Below are 22,317 nucleotides of genomic sequence, written 5' to 3' on the forward strand. Positions count from 1 at the left end.
TGAGAGCCCGTTATGACACCAAAAATACCGCAACCTAGTCTTACGGAACGTCGCGCCCGCCTGCGGGAGTTGCTGAAACGTGACGATGCCACCTTCTGGCAATACCATGAAGTTCTCACCGGTGCCACCGAGGATGAGCGCAAGAGCCTTGCACGCACACTTTCCATTAAAAAGCTCATAGACCGCTACAGCCGTGAAGGAACGACCGAGCAGCGGCTTGTGTGCGTCTACACGGCGGCCGCACTGGGTGGAACCTTCAAACATGTGGGTGTTGAGCTCTTAAACCTCATCGGCCGGGGATTACCCGGTGAGGCGAACTGGAAGTTTTCAACCGCTGAATCGGAACAATACCTTAGCCAACGCACAGAAGCCATGATGCTTGGACTCAGCGAACGTGATAACACCTGGATAACCGGGTTCGTTAACGAGCGTGGCTATGGCAGGTTTGGTGACGACTTGCCCACGCTCTGGGTGCAGATACATCAGCTTCTTCACGAACGCGGACTTACCAATACCACGCGCTCCTACCTCTGGGGGTTCGTGACGGCCGTTCCTGACATGTACATTGGCTCATCCGAGAACTGGGAAGAGGTTATCTCTTTCTTCAAGAACAACCCTCAGACGCTAGAACACGAAATGTGGGCGTGTTTCACAGATGAAGGGCTTCTGCGGAAAGAGTGGTCAGGGCGTGAAAACGCGGACACGCTCGCTCTCTTCCACATGCTGCAGGAGAATTTTGACGGATTCCGTGACCGCCTGCTTACTGAATGTCTGAAGGCGATGCTCCGCGACTTTTCTGCCAAGAACACCAGTATCTTTCACCACATCTATCGGGGGATGAACCCCACCCCAGACGAGAACCTTGGTAACACCAATCTGCTCACCTCAGTGCTCACTACCGTTCCCTCAACCTCCGTGGGATTGGCTCAAGAAATGTTGATGTCATGCGTCGAAAAGCTGACCGAACCCCAGATTCATGACTTACTTAATGTCTCTCGCACCGTGATGCTTCGCACCGAGAAGAAAATACTCCGGGCGCAGATCGCACTCCTTGGCGCTATTGCTAGAACGCACCCCGAGTATACTCAAGATGTGGACGGCTTGATGAGGGAAACCGCAGAATCTCTCCCGCCTGATCTGCAGCCCGCTGCGCAAACACTCATGTCTCCTGCTGAAGCCGCGGCGGATAAAACTAGCGCACCGTCTCACGCGGAGCAAGTAATGGGCAGCGTCATGATTCCCGAGAATCTGCCGCAACTTTTAGAGCAGCACGTTTCAACCCCACAGGTGCATATTTATACGAGTGATGCTGAGTTTATGGATGGTCTTATTCCCTGTCTCCAAGGCACAGGTGACGGTTCGCAGCTCCCGCAACTCATTGATTATTTAGCGCATAATCCTCGCATTACTCTTGATACGGCCCAGCAGGACTTTCTGGCTGAACGATGCGTGAATTCCGGTATCCGCTCGGGTACTCATGCGTTAGGCAACTATCTGATGTACCGGGTGATTGCCCCGCACCGAAAACTTTTTAAAAAACTGCCGCAAGGTTTTACCGGGTACCGGCATGAATTCCATACCGACCCCCAGACTGGCGAAACCATCCAGCCCTACCAGGTTGAACACACTGGATCTCTGGGGCGTCAAAAACCCCGTATAGAGAAAACGACCACAAATTATCGTGGACCGGCGGGGCTCTGTCAAGAGCAGATTAACTGTTTAGAACATCCAGAAAACCTTGTATTTGCGCCTATACCTCACGCAGAAGAGAGCACCTGGACACGCCATGTTGAACCTCTCACTTACCGCCCGCGTCCTCACAATATGTACGACCAAGCCTATGCTGAGGCTCCCAACGGCGGCCTGATGATGTGGCTTATTGAAGATCACGAACTACCGACCGCACAGATGCCTTTCGCACAGGCAGCTCTAAACACCGCAGGCATTCCGGAAGAGTTTATGCACCGTGCTGTTCAGGCAATCGACGATTTTCACTGTACCCTTATGCAATGGTATGCGTGGCTTCTGCAGAATAACCCCAATACATTGGCAGCGCAGAGCATGCCGTTCGTCACTACAACAGGATTCCAGAAACACGTCAAGGGGCTTGACGCCCTACTGGATACCATCACCCACACACATCAGGTTCTGCAAGACCCCGCCTATTCCGTGTTGGGCTGGCTAACTGGTGCAGCAGCAGCTGAGCACAGGGCTCTCACCGCCGAATCTATTGCCGCTCTTGCGGGTCGTGGAATGCTCGATACTTCTTTACTTGCGGATGAACTGGCCTACCTGCTCCGAGGGGGATGGGTTAAACCGATACGGGCAGCCAGCTGTTTACAGGACGCTGCATCCATTAGCCCGCTGGCGGGGTGGCGTATCGTGCAGGTGCTAGAGAACATGCTGCCTATGGTAGGTGAGATAAATCGGGGCAGTGCCCTGGTGCAGCTTTTAGTGCAATTAGCAGGGGAGTACGGTGCTAGTATCAAGATTCCTGAGGTTCTGCGGCCGAAGATGAAAGGTTCCACTGTGTTGGCGAAGAATCTGCGTGCGCTTGAAAAGCTGCTGCCGCATCCGACCGAGCTCGCGGAGAAAGCACGGCAAGAAGCAAGTCACCTCAATACTATCAATATGCTGAATGACTAAGGACGCGAAATAAAAGTGGGAGTCATAATCCTAAGACCGTAACCCCCACTAGAAAAATTTGTGGATCCTAAGCTAGCGATTCTTCCGTCGCAAAAATCAGGGTCTGTTTCTGCCCACGAGCCCCGATAGCTGGAGTTTCTAGGAGCATATTGGCAGTAATATCCTCAGCAGGAACCTGTGAACCCTTGAGAAGACGGGTTGTCGCATCCTGTTTATCACCGCCGGTAATCAAAAAGAAAATATGGCGCGAATTATTGATAACCGGCAGCGTGACAGATACACGTTCGCCAGGTGGCTTAGGGGAATCCTTGACCATTACCGTCACAGCTTTAGCGCCGTCCACAGGATCCTCTGGTAAACCTGTGCCCAGAAGGACTTGCTGCCGATTGGGAAACAGCGAAGCGATGTGACCATCAGGCCCCATCCCTAGGAGCGTAACATCAAAAATGGGGACAGGCCATATATCCGAGCCGCCGCCGCATCCACAACCACCGCATCCGCAGCTGCCTCCAGATTGCTGAGCAGCAGATCCCCCGTGCCCTCCCGCTAATGGAAGCTCGGATGCCCCCTCAGGCATCTCAACACGCACGGGTTCTGCAGAACCCGCAAAATTGCGCATTTCGTAGGCATAGTGCTCGGCAGCAGCTTCAACATCAATCATGACGTCGGAAGGACCCATACGATGCGCGTTTTCAACCGGAAAACCAAGATCTACTAAATCTGCGAGAAGCGCCTCGATTGCTTGTCCATCGTTCCGATCCGGATCACGCTCAGGAACAAAGCGTTCATCCGAGAACCAGAAATGAACGCGCGACCAGTCAATATCCTTAACACGTGGAGACTGAGCCCATGCACGAAGAGTAGCAATGCCCATCGTGCCACCTGTAAGAGAGACATGAGCCACGGTACGTTCGGTGAGTACATGCTCAATAACATCTAAGATACGCGTAGTGGCATCAGAGGCAAGCGCCTCCCGAGAAGGATGCGCTATTAAAGTTGGAGTACTCTCACCAATATTGTTGATCTTAGGCATCAAAAACCTCGGGAAATTCAGAAGTATCAAGGAAAGGTTCAGCATCACACTGAGCAGGATGCATTTCCAGAGTAGGAAATGCCGACTTTAAAACTTCCCCATACATAGTGTCAGGGTCAAGTCGGCGTAATTCCTCAGAAATACAATCCGCTAGAGTACGAACTGGTAGTGGAATCTGCTGATCAGGCGTATAGGGAGTCTCAATAATAGCGATATTCTTGCCGGGGCGGAACATTATCGTTTGTCCATCTTCACGCTCAATAGCTACACGGTAAAGACCCCGTTCTGCTGCGCCGATAGTTGCAAGATGAACCTCAGCCTCGAGTTTCCAGCCAAGCCAAGCTCCAAGGAGCACAACCGAAGGAGACTTCTCAGACCCCCAAACCACTACACGCTTAACAGGGGAGTCAGGCATCTGCTCCAAAAGAGCTGCCAGTTGGGTACGCCACAGCGTCAAACGTGTCCAGGCAAGATCGCTATCCCCGGCCTGATAAACCTTAGAAAGATGCGTAAGAACAGCCATAGGATCATATGCGCGTGCCGAATCTGTGATACGGCGCTGTGCAATCCTACCAATTGAATCCTCACCCGGATTCTCAGGGACGGAATGCGGCCACCACACAACAATAGGAGAATCCGGCAAAAGCAGACCAGAAATCAACGATTCTGTCGGCGTTGATGCACTACCCCAGCCGCGCAGAATAATAAGCTCAGAAGCGCCGGCTTCTCCACCCACATGAATCTCGGCATCCAGCTGATCGGGCGTATCACTATTATGCGCAATATGCACAATGATCCGGCTCGGATGCTCGTGCGAAGCGCGGATAGCCGCATTAATAGCTTCGCGAGAATGTCCTTTTTCTGCTAGTACCACCAAGGTAAGTACACGGCTGCTGCTAAGACTGCCGTTTGAAGCCAGAAGATCAGAAAGTTCCTTTGAAATAGCAGAAACATTCGTGTGTTGCAGATGCGAAATCACGGGCGCCTCCAGGCACGGTTATCACGCTCAAGCATCTTCTGAGCCGAACGTGGACCCCACGAACCGGATTCATAGGGTTCAGGCTTAATCTTGTTCTCTTCCCAATATTTCTCAAATGGATCCAAGATCTTCCACGAAAGTTCGACCTCCTCGTGGCGAGGGAACAGCGGCGGCTCACCTAAGAGCACATCCAGAATCAAACGTTCATATGCCTCAGGAGATGCTTCGGTGAAGGCGTGTCCATACCCAAAATCCATATTGACGTCGCGGATCTCCATCTGAGTACCGGGAACTTTAGCTGCAAGACGGATCGTCATACCTTCATCAGGTTGCACACGGATCACGATAGCATTCTGCCCTGCGGGAACCTCAGTCTCCTTACCAAAGAGACGGTCAGAAGATTTCTTGAAGAGAAGCGCAATCTCGGTTACTCGGCGACCCAGCCGTTTACCCGCACGCAGATAGAACGGAGTTCCTGCCCAGCGGCGGTTGTCAATATTGACTTTAAGAGCCGCAAAAGTTTCTGTGCGTGAGTCCGCAGGAATATCTTTCTCATCAAAGAACCCGTTGACATGTTCGCCGCCTTGATAACCGGGGGCATACTGGCCGAGCGCAAAAGAATTTTCCAGATCATCAATACGTACCGCTTCCAGTACCTTAGCCTTTTCAGCGCGAAGATGCTTAGAATCAAGACTAAGGGGTTCCTCCATGGCGGTTAGAGCCAACAGCTGAAGCAGATGGTTTTGAATCACATCGCGTGCGGCACCCACACCATCATAATAGCCCGCACGAGAACCAATGCCGATATCCTCAGCCATCGTAATCTGCACGTGGTCCACATAATTTGCGTTCCAAACCGGTTCAAACATCTGGTTTGAGAAACGCATCGCTAGAATATTCTGAACGGTCTCTTTACCCAGATAATGGTCAATGCGGAACACCGAATCCGGCGGAAAAACCCGCTCAACGATTGCGTTGAGTTCGCGCGCCGACTCCAAATCGTGGCCAAATGGTTTCTCGATCACCACACGACGCCACCCATTCATGAGACTGTCGTCAACAGCCACATCATCACGAGAAGCTAAACCGTGCTCGGCAAGTTTAGAAAGTACCTGCTCAAAAGCTTTTGGCGGAATAGAGAGATAGAACGCATGGTTGCCCTGAGCCCCACGTTTGTCGAGCTCTTCCAAGGTTTCCTTTAAACGCTTGAACGCTGCGTCATCATCAAAATTACCGCGAACAAACCGCATACCCTTCTGAAATTGGTTCCAGACATCCTCACGGAATGGGGTACGCGCATTTTCTTCCACAGACTTACGCACATAGTTACGAAAATCATCGTTATCCCACTCGCGGCGCCCATACCCAACAAGACCAAAACTTGGGGGCAACAAACCACGATTCATTAGGTCATAGACCGCAGGGAGCAGTTTCTTGCGGGCAAGATCGCCCGTGACGCCGAAGAACACAAGTGCGGAAGGACCCGCAATACGAGTGAGACGTCGATCGCGCGAATCTCGTAGCGGATTCGACTCATGACCGGTATGCAAGATAGATTCCTTTGATTGCTGATAATGTGCACATTCACCCTGCGATACTTTATGTACCTCTGGGGCACGTATCCCTGCATCTTACCGTTTCAATGGCAAACGAGAGATATCTGACAGCGAGCGCCGAAGCTAATTCTGTGCTATTTATAGCGACAGCGCTCGCCTTATGAACTTTAGAGAACGGGTATAACGAAAAAATTATTCACTAGTCACTAACGTGACTCACTAAGTGCTTTCCGTACGGTCTCCAGAAGCTCTTCCCACGAAACGTCAAACTTTGCAAGACCCTCGGTTTCGAGCTTATCCACAACCTCTACATATGAGATACCCAGACGCTCGATATCGTCCAGAATCTTGTTGGAGCTCGTATACTCACCGGTTACAGTATCTCCCGTGATTTCACCATGGTCAGCAACAGCGTTCAGAGTTGCTTCAGGCATGGTATTGACAGTGTGTTTAGCGACCAGACCGCTAACGTAGAGAGTATCTGGAAGTGCCGGATCTTTGACTCCAGTAGATGCCCAGAGCGGGCGCTGAACGTTGGCACCATGAGATGCCAAACGTGCCCAGCGTTCAGAAGAGAACATCTCTTCAAAAACTTCATATGCCAGACGAGCATTTGCCAGACCGGCCTTACCCTTAAGCGCTAAGGCCTCTTCAGTACCGATTTCATTCAGACGGGTATCTACCTCGCTATCTACGCGGGATACGAAGAATGATGCGACCGAATGGATCTTAGAGAGATCCTTACCATTTTTGAGTGCTTCTTCAAGGCCGAGCATGTAAGCGTTAATGACTTCACGATAACGTGTTAGTGAGAAAATGAGAGTCACATTAACGCTGATTCCGGCTGCAAGAGTCTTGGCAATAGGCTCCAAACCTTCGACGGTTGCGGGAATCTTGATCATGACATTCTCACGGCCTACACGCTCGTAGAGTTCTCGTGCCATTTTCTGGGTTCCCTCGGCATCGCGGGCAAGGCGAGGATCAACCTCAATAGAAACCCTGCCGTCGTAACCTTTAGAAGCAGAATATATGGGTTCGAATACGACACAAGCAGCACGTACGTCGTCAGTAGTCGCTGCGAAGACAGCTTCTTCAACGTCTGCACCGGATGCGGCAAGCTGACGCATCTGCTCAGCGTAAGCAGCACCTTTTGAAAGCGCACCGGCAAAGATAGTGGGGTTGGTAGTGACACCCACGACGTTCTTAGCGCTGATGAGCTCTGCAAGACTGCCACTGGTAAGACGGTCGCGGGAAAGATCATCAAGCCAAATGGAGACACCAGCGTCAGAGAGCTTTCGAGTTGAACCACTCATGAAATAAAACCTTCAATCTAAATTAGTCAATATGGACGGGTGAGCGTTAATGAGCTATGCCAGATGCAGCGCATCAGGACTCACCGAAAAACTTTAACTTGCCGACTGACTATTTGACCGCAGCGATAGATTCTTCAGCAGCATTTACGACGGCTTCAGGGGTAATACCAAACTCACGGTACAAAGTCTTAGAATCGGCAGAAGCCCCAAAGTGCTCAATTGAGACAGCACGTCCTGCAGAACCGAGCAAATCGTACCAGCTCATGCCCAAACCGGCTTCAACTGAGACGCGTGCTGCAACCGAGGAAGGCAGAACTGATTCTCGGTATTCGTTTGACTGCTCGTTGAACCATTCGCGGGAAGGCATTGAAACGACTCGGGCTGCAATGCCTTTTTCTGAGAGCTTGTGGCGGGCTTCGAGGGCAATTTCAACTTCAGACCCAGTTGCGATCAGGATGACATCTGGAGTTCCCTCGGTGTCAGCCATAACATAACCTCCGCGGGCAGTACCTTCTGCGGAAGCAAATTTTTCGCCTCCAGTGTCTGAATGAATATCCTCACGAGCCCAAACCGGTAGGTTCTGGCGAGAAAGTACTAGACCGGCAGGGTGGTCTTTCTTCTCAAGAATGGTGCGCCAAGCAACTGCAGTTTCGTTCGCATCTGCTGGGCGTACAACGTCGAATCCAGGAATTGCGCGCAGTGAGCTGAGATGCTCGATCGGCTGGTGGGTAGGCCCGTCTTCGCCGACACCAATGGAGTCGTGAGTCCAGATATACAGCGCTGGTACACCCATGAGAGCTGAAAGTCGGACTGCAGGACGCTGGTAATCCGAGAATACGAAGAACGTCCCAGAGAAAGCACGGGTTGGCGAAGATAGCACGATACCGTTCACAATTGCTGCCGCCCCCTGCTCGCGAATACCGAAATGCAACACACGACCGTAGGGGCTACCTGTCCAATCCTCCGTACTGTGCGAAACCGGGTTGAATGATTTGGCGTTGTTGATAGTGGTGAGGTTAGAACCTGCTAGATCGGCAGATCCACCCCAAAGTTCAGGGAAAGTATCGGCAATAGCGTTAATGACTTTGCCGGATGCTGCGCGAGTTGCTAGTGAAGTACCTGGCTCAAAGACGGGGAAAGCAGCCTTATAATCAACTGGCATTTCGCCTGACACCAGGCGGTTGTACAGCTTTGCCCGCTCGGGGTTAGCCTGAGCCCATGCCTCAAATTTTTCATTCCAAACCTTGTGTACAGCAGCACCGCGTTCACGAAGTTCACGAGTATGCGCCAGAACCTCATCCTCAATGAAGAAGCTCTTTTCGGGGTCAAACCCTAGAACCTTCTTGGTTTCAACAATTTCTTCGGCCCCCAGCTTTGAGCCGTGAACGGCCCCAGTATTTTGCTTGTTGGGCGCTGGGTAACCAATGATGGTACGCACCTCAATGAATGAAGGCTTATCCGTGACCGCTTTCGCGCGCTCAATAGCGTTGTAGAGTTCCTGCACATCTTCAACATAGTCGCCGGTCTTGGCCCAGTCCACGCGCTGAACATCCCAGCCGTAGGCCCGGTAACGAGCTGGTACGTCTTCGGTGAATGCAACGTCAGTGTCTTCTTCAATAGAAATATGGTTGCGATCCCAGAGTACGATGAGATTGCCCAATTCTTGGTGCCCAGCAAGCGCACTGGCTTCTGCCGTTACGCCTTCCTGAACATCGCCTTCGGAGGCGATACAGTACACATAATGGTCAAAGGGAGAAGCACCAACCGGGGATTCGGGGTCGAAAAGACCACGCATATAACGTTGAGCATATGCAAAACCAACAGCAGAAGCGAGCCCCTGACCCAACGGACCAGTCGTAATTTCTACGCCCTTGGTGTGCTTATATTCGGGATGTCCAGGAGTGAGCGCATCCCATGTGCGAAGAGATTCTAGATCCTCCATCTCAAGACCATACCCACCCATAAATAATTGGGTGTAGAGAGTCAGCGATGTGTGACCGGGGGATAGGATGAAACGATCGCGACCTTCCCAACGGTCATCATTGGGGTCTTGGTTCATGACCTTTTGGAAGAGTAGATAGGCAACAGGAGCAAGACTCATGGCGGTGCCGGGGTGACCTGACCCTACTTTCTCAACCGCATCGGCTGCCAATAAGCGAGCAGTATCAACCGCACGCTGGTCTACCTCAGTCCATTCGAACTTTTCGTTAGGGTTAGTCACGTATTGTCCCTTCGCTTGGTGGTACGTCATGCATGAAGTACACAAACAATAGTAAGTAGTCTGTGAACGCTGACTGCAGCAGATATAACTCAAAAGACAGGGTGCGTATTCCATGAGCGCTCTCAACGAGCAATCATGTATATAGCATCTATAAATCTATCGTGAAATTCTACCTTCTTAAGGATAGTTCACCATCCTAGCGTTTATAGCATGTTCGCATGGTATTTAGACGACTTATGCCTCACGCTGAACTTACATATATAGGATGCTGTAGCCCAAGCTCCACGTAGATATGTTTCAAAATAGACCACCCGTATCTTGAGATAGCTGCTTTACTCGCCTCAAGATACGGATGCTCTTAGAAAATAAAAGATTCTAATATAGGCTGCCCAACAAAAGGATCGATTGCCAATGCAATGAAAAGAATCGTTAGGTATGTGATGGACCCGAAAAATACCACCATAGCGGTACGGCTTGTCGCTACCTGCTGGAGAGCTAAATAATGGAGCTTGTGGCAGTGGTAGAGGAACCATGCACCAGCGGTAGCCGCGCTAACGCCGTACACCCAGCCCGCGCCTCCAATAGGGATCAGTAGAAGCGAACAGATAACCATAGCCCAGCCGTAGAGTACGACCTGTACAGACACTGCTTGAGCGGGAGCGATAGCACCCAGCATAGGAACACCGGCTGCTTTATAATCCTCCGCGTATTTCATAGAGAGTGGCCAATAGTGCGGAGGAGTCCAGAGGAAAATTACTGTAAAGAGAATTAAAGCTGGCCATTCAATGGTATTGCGAACAGCTGCCCATGCAATTAGGACAGGCATACACCCGGCAATCCCACCCCACACAATATTCTGAGTAGTGCGCTTCTTTAAATACATGGAGTAGAAGACTACATAGAGCAAGATAGCGGCAAGCCCTAAAAGCCCAGAGAGGGGATTTACCATAGTCCACAAATATACGACGGAGATAACAGCAAGTACCCATGCAAAGACGAGTGCTTCTCGGTCTGTTAGCTCTCCGGTAACTAGGGGGCGTTTTTCGGTTCGCTTCATTTTTCGGTCAATATCACGATCGATATAACAGTTGAAAGCGCAGGAAGCGCCAGCCGCCATGGCTCCGCCAAGAAGCGTATTTATGACTAACCAGAAACTGGGCATGCCGTGTGCCGCAAACATCATTGTAGGGGCGGTTGTTACTAGAAGAAGCTCAATAATTTGGGGCTTTGTTAGGTGAATATACGCTTTTATTTTGCGTCCCAAGGTCATGTCCCTTGTTGCCCGCGGAGTAGGTACAGTCACCTCTGACGCCGCATGCGTGGAGGACGGAACCTCCTGAATTGTGTAACCCTTCATGATGGGCTCCTTGACGTGTGTGCGTGTGCCTAATCTGCGCGTATCAATCTGTGGGGTAGGAGGTACTCACAGATAGGCATACCTTCGGCTCAAAGACGTGCAGGCGCAGGAATGCTCCTTAATAGTGTACGCCTAACCTTAAATAGCTACCAAGGCATGCCAGCAATAAACCCATATATGACATTGCGCGCTTACAGTACAGTGTGAATAACTTAGCTCTACGAAACTGCTAGCCGCTGTTTAGCTAGGGCACGAGCCTTCTGAGAAGATAGGGTCAGCTGCCTTTCGATCAGCGATAGTGATGCCCAGGTAAACATACCCGACCCCAGCATATGCGCCTCAACGAGTAGAGGGGGAAGCCCCGTATTGTACTGAATATAGCCAATCGCGCCCTGATAGACCATGATTGCTGCCAGTACAAGTAAAGATGATAAGAAAGCACGTGGCATGGCGTACTTCCGTACTAGAACAAACATGATAACCAGCAGAAAAAGAAATGCCCACACTGCCCATGCATGAGCACGGGATACTGCGATAGCGTCGAACTCGTGGCGATGCGTGCGTGGATCACCCGCATGCGGACCAGTCCCAGTGACTACGGTACCCATGAAAAGTAAGAACGAAACTAACGCCAAACCAATCCAACCAAGTAGCCGGATAACACCACTTTTTTGTAGGGGAAACTCCCTAGTAATATCTTCGCGCTCAGAGACACCTGCTTTAAAATAGCGACGCACACGGTTTACCAAGATTGCCGCTAATCCAATCATGATAGCAGAGGCGAGGTAATGGGCTGTTACCATCCAGGGATTGAGCCGCTGCCATACAGTAATACCGCCAATAACGGCCTGTAGCGGAATACCCCACAGGAGCAGTAAAGTCAGATTGAACAGATCACTGTACTTTGATTCGTGCGCTCGTAATCCCGTAAAAAGCTTTGGAAAGATTGCTTTGACGTGGTGCACATCAGGCAGCGCAATACGGAGAATCGCTAAGAACGCAAGGATAGTGATTACCATGAGCACAAAAGTGAGCATACGGTTACCGAATTCAACGAGCCCATGAATACCGTCGGCAGGGGTAGTTGTCCACTGTTCTGCAGTACACCGCGGCCAGGTATCGCATCCTAGGCCTGATCCTGTAAGGCGCACAACGGCACCGGTTACGATGAGTAAGAGATTGCTCAGAGCCGTACCCACCGCTGTGTATAAAACCCAGGGAGTGTACTGGATGGGGGATAGCTTATTTTTGAGGGTAACTAGCATAAGAAAAGCCTTTTAACCGTGTATGCGTTAGGAATGATCGTTGATGGTGCTGATTGATTCCAGAGTTCGTCCAGAATCCTGAATCTAAGAGCGCTAATCGGACCATTTAAATTTGCGTGAAGCAATAAAACCAATCACTAGTGTCCAGGCAAGTAGCACAGCATGGGGAAGAGGTAAGAATATATCCTGTAGATAATCACCGCGAATCGCTTCACCTAAAGCGCCTGAAGGCAGGCACAGAATGATAATGCGGTACAGCTCAGGGAAATTATCCATTGGAATAAGGATCCCACCAGCGCTGGCCAGAACAACCCAGGCGATATTCACGATAGCCAAAGTTGCCTCAGCCCTCACCGTCCCAGCAACGAGTAAGCCTAGGGCTGTAAACGCGGCTGCCCCGAGCAATAAAGTACTAAAAGAGCGATACATCGCAAAAATATCCGGACGCCATCCAAGACCGAACCCAACAATAGTGACCATAATAAACTGTATGGCGATAACGGTGATAACTGCCAGCACCTTGCCAATAATAAGCCCATTGCGTCCTAGAGGAGTGGTAGACAGAAAACGAAGAACACCGTACCGGCGGTCAAAACCAGTGGCAATCCCTTGACCAGAAAGTGCAGTTGAGACAACACAGAGAGCCAGTACCCCCGGCACTGCAACATTGATGCGGGTCGTGTTCAACGCATCAGCGTAAGAATCCAGAAAGCTTGTATAGCGAAGTCCAAAAAGCGCCATCACGGGGAAGGCAATATTGAGCATCAGCTGTTCGCCATTTTTAAGCATGGCAAGGGTCTCATATTTACCTTGAGCTAGAATACGCTGAAAACTAGAAGCAGCGCGCGGATACGGATACTCGTTACCTTCTGTCATCTGCTGGCTATCGGGGGCAGTGGGCAGCTCTGCATTTGTGGGGTTCATCGAATATCACGTCCCGAAATATCCAAGAATACGTCCTCCAAAGTCTTCGGTTCCATCGTGAGAGAGTTAGGCATAAGGTAGTGATGTGCTAGGGCTGTCGTGAAAGCGGAAAGATGTTCGGGTGTAAGGGGACCACGGAGCTCATATTCGCCTAAGCCGCCTAGTGAGTATGGCATATGCTCGATAAGCTCTACATCCGTACGAAGATGTACAGGCAATAAGTCGTCACGCGTAGGTGAAGGTGCTTCTAACGTGAAATGAAGACGTACAACCCCGTCTCCTGATACAAGTTCAGGGACCGTGCCTTCACGCACCGTTTGACCATTATCAATAATATAGACATAATCTGCGAGCTTTTGCGCATCATCAATGAGATGGGTTGTTAAGATAATGGCGACTCCAGCCTCACGCTGCTCACGAATAATGTCAAAGACGACATTGCGAGACTGCGGGTCAAGTCCTGCTGATGGTTCGTCTAAAAAGAGTACCGAAGGACGCCCAAGAAGGGCTGCTGCTAATGAGACACGTTGTTTTTGTCCCCCAGAAAGGCGCCGAATATTGGTGCCGTTAAAAGCATCTATTCCTAAACGATCAACAAGTTCACCGACAGGATAAGGATTGGCGTACATCTGAGCAACATGTTCAAGAAGTGGTACGGGACGTACGGCGTTAGGAAGCCCCCCATCCTGAAGCATGATACCGACGGAGGCCCGCATCTCTGGGGATGCCAGAAGAGGGTCTTCTGAAAGAAGCTGAATAGTGCCGGACGTAGGTTCAGTAAGCCCCTGGGCACATGCAAGAGTTGTAGTCTTACCTGCACCGTTAGCACCCAAGAGTACAACAACCTCGCCGGGATAGACTTGAAGACTTATGTCAGCAACTGCGCGATGCATACCCTGAGCGGTAAGACGTTCAGGGTGTTTCTCGCGGAAAGAACGAGAGGGCTTAAACTCTTTGACGAGATGAGAAATCTTGAGTGCAGGATCGCTGCTAGTACCGCGAGCTGCTGAAATGTCTAATGCGGTAGTTGCTTGGTGTTGATAAGCTTCAGTTTCTGCCACCTCTCTATCTTAAGCCCTCAGAGAGTAATCTCTATGTTTCCCTCTGGCGATAGCATCTTTATGACGAGAGTTAGATCACGTCACAGTGAGGATATGAACCGCTTAGCACCCTCATGGAAATGCCCGAAGAGCAAAAATACCTAGAGGCCTAAAGGCGGTATTATCTTTCACCGGTTCTTATGGCTTGCCGCAGCTAAGCAAGAGACTAAATGGTGTGGTGTGTGCAAGTAGGAAGACCTTACTAGCCAAGATTGAAGTAATTAGGACATACTTTAGTTGTGTATTCCGTGAACAAGACATCTCATCGAGGGTTTCAACAGCAGCCTTCCTCGCATAAGAAGTCAAGCTCTGGCGCACGTAAAGCGGAAGTTGAAGAACGCACCCGTGACCGGGTTCTTCGTGGTGTCCTGAACCATGGTCCCGTGTCTGCGGCAAGCTTGGGAGAACTTTTAAGCTTGACCCCCGCCGCTGTGCGTCGGCACCTTGATGCGCTTGAACAAGCAAACATGATTGAAGTTGCTTCTCTCAAACAATATGGGGCAGGTGCGGGGCGCCCAGCTCGACGGTACGTCATCGCACCTCAAGGTCACGAACGTCTAGGAAATGACTATTTGATGATTGCGCGCAACGCTCTTGAAATGTTGCGTGACACCGTTGGGGAGAGCGCACTTGAAACTTTCGCATCCACACGGGCTGCCGAAATGGAGGCGCGATACCGCCCTGTTGTGGAAGCGGCAGGGGAGGATGTTGCGGCGCGAGCCCAAGCTCTCGCTGAAGCCATGAGCCGTGATGGGTTTGTGACAACAGCGCAGATTACAGAACCACCTGCCGGTCGGCTTGCGCCGGGGAAATTGCTAGCTAGCATACAGCTCTGCCAAGGTCACTGCCCAATACGCGATCTGGCTGAAGATTTTCAGGTTTTCTGCGAACAAGAGACTGGGATTATTTCTGATCTTCTGGGCGTTGACGTACGTAGGCTATCAACGATGGCTGGAGGGGCTCACGTATGCACAACTCACGTTCCGCTCAATCACTTAACAGAACGTGTGAATTCTGAAAAACCGGAAACATCAGAAAGCATGCGGGGTAGTTCGGCACGGTAGAAATTACCCCAACCTAGAGTGTGTTATTCCAAAGACTACCGAGCCCGCATCTGCGGAGCCGGATAAATTTCAATCCATCTAAGAAAGGCCGTAATGACTGAGCAAGTTGAGCAGAGTGCCAACGACACTGTCATTTCAGAGATTCTGGAGTTGAACCCTGAACTCGAGGGCATTGGCAATTACGAGTATGGTTGGGCAGACTCTGACGAGGCGGGCCAGTCCGCTAAGCGTGGTCTGGACGAAGCCGTAGTGCGTGACATCTCTGCGAAGAAGAATGAACCCCAGTGGATGCTGGATATGCGTCTGAAGGCATTGAAGTTTTTCGAGCGTAAGCCGATGCCAACCTGGGGGGCAGATCTTTCTGACATCGATTTCGATAACATCAAATACTTCGTGCGTTCTACCGAAGGTCAGGCTGAGTCTTGGGAAGAGCTTCCTGAAGATATTCGCGTAACATATGAACGTTTGGGTATTCCGGAAGCGGAACGTAACTCATTGGTCGCTGGCGTCGCCGCTCAGTATGAGTCTGAAGTCGTGTACCACCAGATCCGTGAAGACTTGGAATCTCAGGGTGTTATCTTTGTCGATACTGATACTGGTTTGCGCGATTATCCTGAAATATTTAAGGAGTACTTCGCCTCTATTATCCCTATCGGCGATAACAAGTTCTCCGCTCTTAATACTGCGGTGTGGTCTGGCGGATCATTTGTTTACGTTCCGCCGGGGGTGCATGTTGAGATTCCTCTGCAGGCGTATTTCCGCATCAACACTGAGAATATGGGCCAGTTTGAGCGTACCTTGATCATTGCAGATGAAGGTTCATATGTTCACTATATTGAGGGCTGCACCGCGCCTGTATACCGCTCTGACTCGCTGCACTCAGCAGTTGTCGAGATCGTTGTTAAGAAGAACGCCCGTGTTCGCTACACTACCATTCAGAACTGGTCGAACAATGTGTACAACCTGGTGACTAAACGAGCAGTCGCACATGAGGGCGCCACCATGGAATGGGTTGATGGTAACATCGGCTCTAAGGTTACTCAGAAGTATCCTGCAGTATATATGGTCGGTGAACACGCCAAAGGTGAGACTCTGTCAATCGCGTTTGCTGGTGAAGGGCAGCATCAGGATACTGGTTCCAAGATGGTGCATATTGCCCCGAATACTTCTTCAACGATTGTTTCGAAGTCCGTGGCTCGTAACGGCGGACGTAGCGCATACCGTGGCCTGGTTCAGGTACGTGAAGGTGCGAAGCACTCGAAATCATCCGTGGTGTGTGACGCTCTCTTGGTTGATACTGTATCGCGTTCAGATACCTACCCATATGTCGATGTTCGTGAAGATGACGTTACGATGGGGCACGAAGCTACGGTTTCACGCGTCTCTGAAGAACAGCTCTTTTACCTCATGCAGCGTGGGCTGGCCGAGGATGAAGCAATGGCTATGATTGTGCGAGGCTTCGTTGAACCGATTGCTCGCGAGCTGCCCATGGAATACGCACTTGAACTTAACCGCCTCATCGAACTTCAGATGGAAGGATCTGTGGGCTAATGTCGACTAACGAAGAGACCTTGGGATATCACAGCCCAATTATTCCCGGTATGGACCAGGAAGGTGAGAAGCTCGCCTCTGAACATGTCCATGATGATACTATTCTGCGCGCTACCGAGGAACACCATCAAGGCTCAAACCCTAATAACGTGCAGAAGGTTCTTGACGCTTCCCGCGCAGAACGGAAAACCTCATATAATGTTGAAGACTTTGAGCCACTTACTGGACGCGAGGAAGATTGGCGTTTTACCCCGCTGAAACGTTTGGGCGGTCTTCACCTTGACATTCTGCAGGCACAAGCCCAAGCTCCGAAGATCCAAGCACCTTCTGAAGTTATCCTTGAAGAAGTATCCCGTGAAGATGAGCGCATTGGTACAGCAGGTGTTCCTGAAGACCGTGTAGCTGCAAATGCATGGACTCATTTTAAGACGGCTACCGTGGTGACTATTCCCACCGAAACTGAGCTAACTGAGCATATTGAGATAGATATCGACGGACAGCATCGTGATGCTGCTGCTCAACATATACTGATCGAGGCTAAACCATTCTCAAAAGCGGTTGTTGTAATTCGGCATACCGGATCGGCTGTTTTGGCGCAGAACATAGAATTCCTGGTACAAGATTCTGCACAGTTGAGCGTTATTACTCTTCAACAATGGAATGACGATGCGATCCATGCCTCTGCGCAGTATGCCAAGCTAGGGCGCGATGCTCGTTTCAAACATGTGTGTGTTTCATTGGGCGGTGATATGGTGCGTGTTACCCCTTCAACGAAATTCACGAAACCGGGCGCTGAGACAGAGATGTACGGTCTTTATTTTGTGGATGCTGGCCAGCACATCGAGTCACGTTTGTTTGTGGATCATTCTGTGCCCAACTGCAAGTCGCGAGTGACTTATAAAGGTGCATTGCAGGGCAAAGCAGCGCACTCCGTATGGGTTGGTGACGTCCTCATTGGTAAAGAGGCGGAAGGCACGGACACCTATGAGCTGAACCGTAACCTCCTCTTGGAGATTGGTCCGCGCGCTGATTCCGTACCGAACTTGGAGATCGAGACTGGACGTATCGAAGGTGCCGGTCACGCATCAACAACCGGTCAGCTAGATGATGAGCATCTATGGTACCTGCGGGCTCGTGGTATTCCGGAAGCTGAGGCGCGTCGTCTAGTGGTCCGCGGATTCTTAAACGAAATTATCCAGCAGATTCGCGTACCAGAGCTTGAAACAGAACTTACTGATGCCCTTGAAGCAGAACTTGCTCTCAGCAACAACTAAGCCTTATTAGGAGAAACAATGTCTACCCTTGAAATCAAGGATTTGCACGTCTCGGTCATTCTTGATGATGAAAAAACTAAGCCTATTCTCAAAGGCGTGAACTTAAACATTAACTCGGGCGAAATCCACGCTATTATGGGTCCAAATGGTTCCGGTAAATCTACTCTTGCCTCAACTATTGCCGGTCACCCCAAATACCAGATTGATTCCGGGCAGATACTGCTTGATGGTGACGATATTACCGAGATGAGTGTGGATGAGCGTGCTCGTGCTGGATTGTTCCTCGCCATGCAGTACCCAGTCGAGATCCCCGGTGTCACGATGTCTAACTTCCTGCGTGCTGCTAAAACTGCTGTGGACGGTAAGGCACCTAACTTACGAACCTGGACCAAAGACGTTAAAGAAGCTATGAACCATCTGGACATTGATCCTGCGTTCGTTGCTCGTAACGTCAATGAAGGTTTCTCCGGCGGTGAGAAGAAACGTCATGAGATTCTGCAGCTGGAGCTTTTGAAGCCCAAGTTCGGTATTCTTGATGAAACCGACTCCGGCCTTGACGTTGATGCTCTTAAAGTCGTGTCTTCCGGCGTGAACCGTGCTCACGAGGAAAATAATATGGGTGTTATGCTGATTACGCACTATACCCGTATCCTGCGTTATATTAAGCCCGAGTTTGTGCATGTTTTTGTAGACGGCAAAATGGTCGATCAGGGCGGTCCTGAACTTGCAGATCGTCTAGAAGAAGAAGGCTATGTAGCATACACTGGGAAGAAATAATCTTACTCAGTACGAACTACTTGTAAGAGGTGCATCATGACTGAGACAGTGCAAGCTCGTCCCTCGCAAGAGGAAATTGAGGAAGTCCTCAAGGAAGTCATTGACCCTGAACTTGGGGTAAATATCGTTGATTTGGGTCTGCTTTATGGCATGCGCTGGGATGATAATGGAGTCCTGATCCTGGATCTAACGCTTACCACAGCTGCATGTCCGTTACAGGACGTTATTGAGGAACAGGTGGAAGCAAATCTCGATAGTGTCGTTGCTGAATGGCGCGTGAATTGGGTATGGATGCCCCCGTGGGGACCCGAACGCATTACTGAGGACGGTCGCGATATGATGCGCGCTCTCGGCTTCAACATTTAGCATTGCCATACGTTTGTTCATGCTGTAGAGGGTGGGTGCCTGAAATATTCCAGGCACCCACCCTTTACCTATAATTCCACCTGATATAACACCAGTCGTTCACAAACGAGATAGGCCATGCTTGATTCTTGCGCAGCTACTCTTTGGTAATGCCTAAGAGCCTGAGCGATTTATTGTATTTCTTCGTCAGACGTTTGCGAGTATCTTCATCAAGGCGGGAAATACGTTCCGGGTCGGTGTTATCGGCAATGTCAGCAAGTTTGACCCACAGCGCAATTTCATTGGCGCGAACTCTCGCCATAGATGACTCCAGGGGTTCATGCGGACGTTTGGTGAGCGCATCAACGGCATCAACAATGCGGGCTGAAAAGTACCAAGCAAGATAGGGAAGAGTGACTTCTGTATCCTCTACGGTATCGTGCAATAACGCCACGATCTGTGCTTCTGCGCGAAGCTCTTCAGGGGCAATTTCGCGCACTTTAAAAGCAACCCGTCGCGGATGAGATATATAAGGCCAACCGTTTTTATCGACTTGCCCAAGGTGGGCGTTGTCAGCAATACTATCCGCGAGACGGATCATTTCTTTAAAATGTGAATTCATCGTTGTTTCCTTCAATAACGTGATATTTCTAATGTACTCCCGCGTATGTCATTGTGATGCGCTGCTGCTCGTCATATATCGCTTCTTTGCGTCTAGCTAGAGGAGCGTATAGGGCGAGAGTTTTCAACCTCAAAAGACTGGTCTCCAACCCATATATAACTTCCTATTATTGCGCGTCCTATCCCTTGAGCATTGCGCAGGGAAGGAACGTTGTCGGCATGGATTGTTCCCCATAGCATGTCTTGAGGATTTACTTGAGGTAATTTGAGGAGGTTTTTAATACCGTGACGTAGAACTGCGTTCCCTAGACCTTGTCTGCGAAAAGGCGCATCTAGACATAACTCTTCGACGCTAAACCCTCTAAGTCCTTGTTCACCTCTGCGATCTAGAGTCAAAAATCCTGCTGAGGAGTTATCTACTGTAATATGCCAGCCTGTTCCTTGACGTATAGCATTTTCAAATGATTCTTCTCCCTAAGGAGTGGCCCACTCAAAAAAATTAGAGTTCTTAACTGCAATAGATTCATATATGCGCTGCGCTTCGTGACTGGCAGCAGAAGCATCAGCAGGAGAAAGCGGGATGAGCTCGACTCGATCATAATTCTTCGGCCATGGGCGTTTGTCTAACTCACCTAGAGTCCCGGCGACAATGTGCATGTCAATAGTTGTTGCACGAGAACCAGGGACTGAACCAAGGTCATGTATAAGCTGATCTACCTTACCTGGCACAAAGAAACGTGTGCATATAGGACGGAAGCTTTCATAGTGGCGAAGCAAAGATTGGCTTAGAGCTGCGATATAGACTGTAGTACAAGGAATATTCGTAGCTATTACATCTATAAAAGGTCGATTCAGATTTTGCCCACGGTATCGAACTCCTGTAAGCGCTTGGTATGTGGCATGTGAATCCGTTATCGAAAAGAATCTATTGGCCCAGTCTCGTGTGTCTTGCGTAGGCATGTAGTTGAATTGGTCCTGTAGAAGAGGACTTATATGATCTCGATACCCCGCACCAAACTCTGAGGAAGCACGTTCCGTAATGTCTGCCGTGAAGTCTTCTGTACACTGCCGTGAAATCTCTTTGGCAGAGTAGTACATATGGAAATTCTGAGGGACCCAAGAACGAGAGAGAAAGTCTTGTGCTTGTTCTGCGGGAAGATTTCCTAGTATAAACATAGAGATACCCTAACATATGTGATGTGCAGCATGCTTATATTCGATTTATGAAACTTATTCTGTTTTAAAAGAGATAAAAATCATAGTATATGAATGTCAAATAACAGATAGGTTTGAAATACTTTGAGGGTATATCATGTGAATTGCTTAAGATGCTTTAGACTCGCCCCAAATCTAGCGTAGAAATCTGTTGTATGAGGCAGAAACTAACCGAAAACTCAGGTAAACTGGTGGGAATCAAGCATCGGAGACACCATGGCGGAACTCTATAAGAAGTTCACCTCTTTATATCCTTATCCGCATCTGCGGATAGCCCCTGGCGCTCCCAGCAGTTATATTCACCATTTGTATCTTAACCGTTTGGCGGATGGGCGAACCTACGGGTTCACCCCGGTTCTGGTCGTACTTGACGATCTTCTTCTGTCTACTATCCAGAACAATATATCGGCACGCACGAAAAACCCGCCAGTGGATATTAGCGCTGAGTACGTTAAATCCTATGCCCAAGATATATTGACAGAACACCAAAAACGCCTTGATAAGGATTCATTAGAAATTCTTGTGCGTAAAATATTAGCTCGGGCTGACTCGACTTTATTCGAGAACTATTATGAAGGATTCTTAACGTCACAGGTAACGGTTCCTCGCGGCATTGCACCTGCTCTACGTGCGCCTGCCCCTCTGACATTCGTATCAAGCCTGATGAACGAAGATGAGATTCTAGATAATTCAGCTGAAATTATCTTGCTTGAAATCCCTACAACGTCCCCATCAGACGTCTTTGCGTATCTGCCGTTTGGCGGGTGGGAAGACGTCCCAAGTGCGGAAGACATGCTAGCACTCGCGCAGTATTGGTATGAGCGGGATAATGCTATTCCGGCTGTTATTGCAGCAACCTATCTTGAGTTTTACACTGCAGAGCCAATCACAACATTGCGCGACGCCGAGGTGCTTGCTTTAGAGCAGGGGATAATAAGTCGAGCGCTAAAGCCCACGAGTTATGAGGATCTCTCATGTGTCGTGAAAGGGCTTTATAACAAACCTTCGTGGTTCGTATGGTGGGAATAGTTTTGCTTAGCCGGGAATGATGTTGCTGGTGCCGTAAAAGAAAATTC

17 protein-coding genes are annotated in these 22,317 nt (G+C 49.9%); 7 read left to right on the forward strand and 10 right to left on the reverse strand.

Translation table 11 applies throughout. The annotated features are described in order from the left end of the window. The first annotated feature begins 12 nt into the window (after positions 1-12). Positions 13-2,646 carry a DUF6493 family protein gene (locus HMPREF2756_RS08430; RefSeq protein WP_070620269.1) on the forward strand — a complete coding sequence of 878 codons (2,634 nt, stop codon included), beginning with the start codon at positions 13-15 and terminating at the stop codon, positions 2,644-2,646. Positions 2,647-2,713: 67 nt separating this feature from the next. Here HMPREF2756_RS08430 and HMPREF2756_RS08435 read toward each other — a convergent pair whose 3' ends face one another. From HMPREF2756_RS08435 to HMPREF2756_RS08475, 9 genes are all read right to left on the reverse strand, one after another. Next, positions 2,714-3,679: a 6-phosphogluconolactonase gene (locus tag HMPREF2756_RS08435; RefSeq protein WP_070620272.1), complete on the reverse strand. Its 966-nt coding sequence runs from the start codon at positions 3,677-3,679 to the stop codon at positions 2,714-2,716. Further along, entirely contained in the window at positions 3,672-4,658 is a 987-nt protein-coding gene (locus tag HMPREF2756_RS08440) for a glucose-6-phosphate dehydrogenase assembly protein OpcA (protein ID WP_070620275.1), read from the reverse strand. Before HMPREF2756_RS08440 ends, HMPREF2756_RS08435 begins: the two co-directional genes overlap by 8 nt. Next, a complete protein-coding gene (zwf, locus tag HMPREF2756_RS08445) occupies positions 4,655-6,208 on the reverse strand; it encodes a glucose-6-phosphate dehydrogenase (RefSeq protein WP_013399029.1) in 1,554 nt (517 codons plus the stop codon). Before zwf ends, HMPREF2756_RS08440 begins: the two co-directional genes overlap by 4 nt. A gap of 212 nt (positions 6,209-6,420) precedes the next feature. Further along, positions 6,421-7,527, reverse strand: a complete 1,107-nt coding sequence (gene tal, locus HMPREF2756_RS08450; protein ID WP_070620278.1) for a transaldolase — start codon at positions 7,525-7,527, stop codon at positions 6,421-6,423. A 109-nt stretch (positions 7,528-7,636) separates the two neighbouring features. Then, positions 7,637-9,778, reverse strand: a complete 2,142-nt coding sequence (gene tkt, locus HMPREF2756_RS08455) for a transketolase (RefSeq protein ID WP_083301706.1) — start codon at positions 9,776-9,778, stop codon at positions 7,637-7,639. A gap of 328 nt (positions 9,779-10,106) precedes the next feature. Continuing rightward, positions 10,107-11,018: a heme o synthase gene (locus HMPREF2756_RS08460; RefSeq protein ID WP_070621057.1), complete on the reverse strand. Its 912-nt coding sequence runs from the start codon at positions 11,016-11,018 to the stop codon at positions 10,107-10,109. A gap of 305 nt (positions 11,019-11,323) precedes the next feature. Further along, positions 11,324-12,370 (reverse strand): COX15/CtaA family protein, encoded by a 1,047-nt coding sequence (locus HMPREF2756_RS08465; protein WP_070620283.1) that lies wholly within the window; start codon positions 12,368-12,370, stop codon positions 11,324-11,326. Between the two features lie 93 nt (positions 12,371-12,463). Beyond that, the gene (locus HMPREF2756_RS08470; protein ID WP_037230894.1) at positions 12,464-13,294 is read right to left on the reverse strand and encodes an ABC transporter permease; all 831 of its coding nucleotides are present in this window, start codon (positions 13,292-13,294) and stop codon (positions 12,464-12,466) included. After that, on the reverse strand, positions 13,291-14,307 hold the full coding sequence (locus HMPREF2756_RS08475) for an ABC transporter ATP-binding protein (RefSeq protein WP_371440708.1): 1,017 nt from the start codon (positions 14,305-14,307) through the stop codon (positions 13,291-13,293). Before HMPREF2756_RS08475 ends, HMPREF2756_RS08470 begins: the two co-directional genes overlap by 4 nt. A 326-nt stretch (positions 14,308-14,633) precedes the next feature. On the opposite strand from HMPREF2756_RS08475, the gene HMPREF2756_RS08480 reads away from it, so the two are divergent. From HMPREF2756_RS08480 to HMPREF2756_RS08500, 5 genes are all read left to right on the forward strand, one after another. After that, positions 14,634-15,458, forward strand: a complete 825-nt coding sequence (locus HMPREF2756_RS08480; protein ID WP_070620289.1) for a helix-turn-helix transcriptional regulator — start codon at positions 14,634-14,636, stop codon at positions 15,456-15,458. Between the two features lie 93 nt (positions 15,459-15,551). Next, positions 15,552-17,009: a Fe-S cluster assembly protein SufB gene (gene sufB, locus HMPREF2756_RS08485; protein WP_004004625.1), complete on the forward strand. Its 1,458-nt coding sequence runs from the start codon at positions 15,552-15,554 to the stop codon at positions 17,007-17,009. After that, positions 17,009-18,283 carry a Fe-S cluster assembly protein SufD gene (gene sufD / locus HMPREF2756_RS08490; RefSeq protein ID WP_070620292.1) on the forward strand — a complete coding sequence of 425 codons (1,275 nt, stop codon included), beginning with the start codon at positions 17,009-17,011 and terminating at the stop codon, positions 18,281-18,283. Before sufB ends, sufD begins: the two co-directional genes overlap by 1 nt. 18 nt (positions 18,284-18,301) lie before the next feature. Then, a complete protein-coding gene (sufC, locus tag HMPREF2756_RS08495) occupies positions 18,302-19,060 on the forward strand; it encodes a Fe-S cluster assembly ATPase SufC (protein ID WP_070620295.1) in 759 nt (252 codons plus the stop codon). Positions 19,061-19,096: 36 nt separating this feature from the next. Then, positions 19,097-19,426: a metal-sulfur cluster assembly factor gene (locus tag HMPREF2756_RS08500; RefSeq protein WP_004004628.1), complete on the forward strand. Its 330-nt coding sequence runs from the start codon at positions 19,097-19,099 to the stop codon at positions 19,424-19,426. Between the two features lie 136 nt (positions 19,427-19,562). Here HMPREF2756_RS08500 and HMPREF2756_RS08505 read toward each other — a convergent pair whose 3' ends face one another. Next, complete coding sequence (locus HMPREF2756_RS08505; RefSeq protein WP_083301708.1) at positions 19,563-20,027, reverse strand: HD domain-containing protein; 465 nt, start codon at positions 20,025-20,027, stop codon at positions 19,563-19,565. Positions 20,028-21,457: 1,430 nt separating this feature from the next. On the opposite strand from HMPREF2756_RS08505, the gene HMPREF2756_RS08515 reads away from it, so the two are divergent. Beyond that, the gene (locus HMPREF2756_RS08515) at positions 21,458-22,270 is read left to right on the forward strand and encodes a DUF4253 domain-containing protein (protein ID WP_070620301.1); all 813 of its coding nucleotides are present in this window, start codon (positions 21,458-21,460) and stop codon (positions 22,268-22,270) included. Positions 22,271-22,317: the final 47 nt, after the last annotated feature.

The organism is Rothia sp. HMSC067H10 (genome assembly GCF_001810635.1).
GTDB lineage: Bacteria > Actinomycetota > Actinomycetes > Actinomycetales > Micrococcaceae > Rothia > Rothia dentocariosa.

Bases quoted from the DNA above. Each gene is read 5' to 3' on its own strand.
- HMPREF2756_RS08430 (WP_070620269.1), top strand. From the start codon at position 13: ATGACACCAAAAATACCGCAACCTAGTCTTACGGAACGTCGCGCCCGC.
- HMPREF2756_RS08435 (WP_070620272.1), bottom strand. From the start codon at position 3,679: ATGCCTAAGATCAACAATATTGGTGAGAGTACTCCAACTTTAATAGCG.
- tal (WP_070620278.1), bottom strand. From the start codon at position 7,527: ATGAGTGGTTCAACTCGAAAGCTCTCTGACGCTGGTGTCTCCATTTGG.
- tkt (WP_083301706.1), bottom strand. From the start codon at position 9,778: ATGACGTACCACCAAGCGAAGGGACAATACGTGACTAACCCTAACGAA.
- HMPREF2756_RS08460 (WP_070621057.1), bottom strand. From the start codon at position 11,018: ATGACCTTGGGACGCAAAATAAAAGCGTATATTCACCTAACAAAGCCC.
- HMPREF2756_RS08465 (WP_070620283.1), bottom strand. From the start codon at position 12,370: ATGCTAGTTACCCTCAAAAATAAGCTATCCCCCATCCAGTACACTCCC.
- HMPREF2756_RS08470 (WP_037230894.1), bottom strand. From the start codon at position 13,294: ATGAACCCCACAAATGCAGAGCTGCCCACTGCCCCCGATAGCCAGCAG.
- sufB (WP_004004625.1), top strand. From the start codon at position 15,552: ATGACTGAGCAAGTTGAGCAGAGTGCCAACGACACTGTCATTTCAGAG.
- sufD (WP_070620292.1), top strand. From the start codon at position 17,009: ATGTCGACTAACGAAGAGACCTTGGGATATCACAGCCCAATTATTCCC.
- sufC (WP_070620295.1), top strand. From the start codon at position 18,302: ATGTCTACCCTTGAAATCAAGGATTTGCACGTCTCGGTCATTCTTGAT.
- HMPREF2756_RS08500 (WP_004004628.1), top strand. From the start codon at position 19,097: ATGACTGAGACAGTGCAAGCTCGTCCCTCGCAAGAGGAAATTGAGGAA.
- HMPREF2756_RS08505 (WP_083301708.1), bottom strand. From the start codon at position 20,027: ATGAATTCACATTTTAAAGAAATGATCCGTCTCGCGGATAGTATTGCT.
- HMPREF2756_RS08515 (WP_070620301.1), top strand. From the start codon at position 21,458: ATGGCGGAACTCTATAAGAAGTTCACCTCTTTATATCCTTATCCGCAT.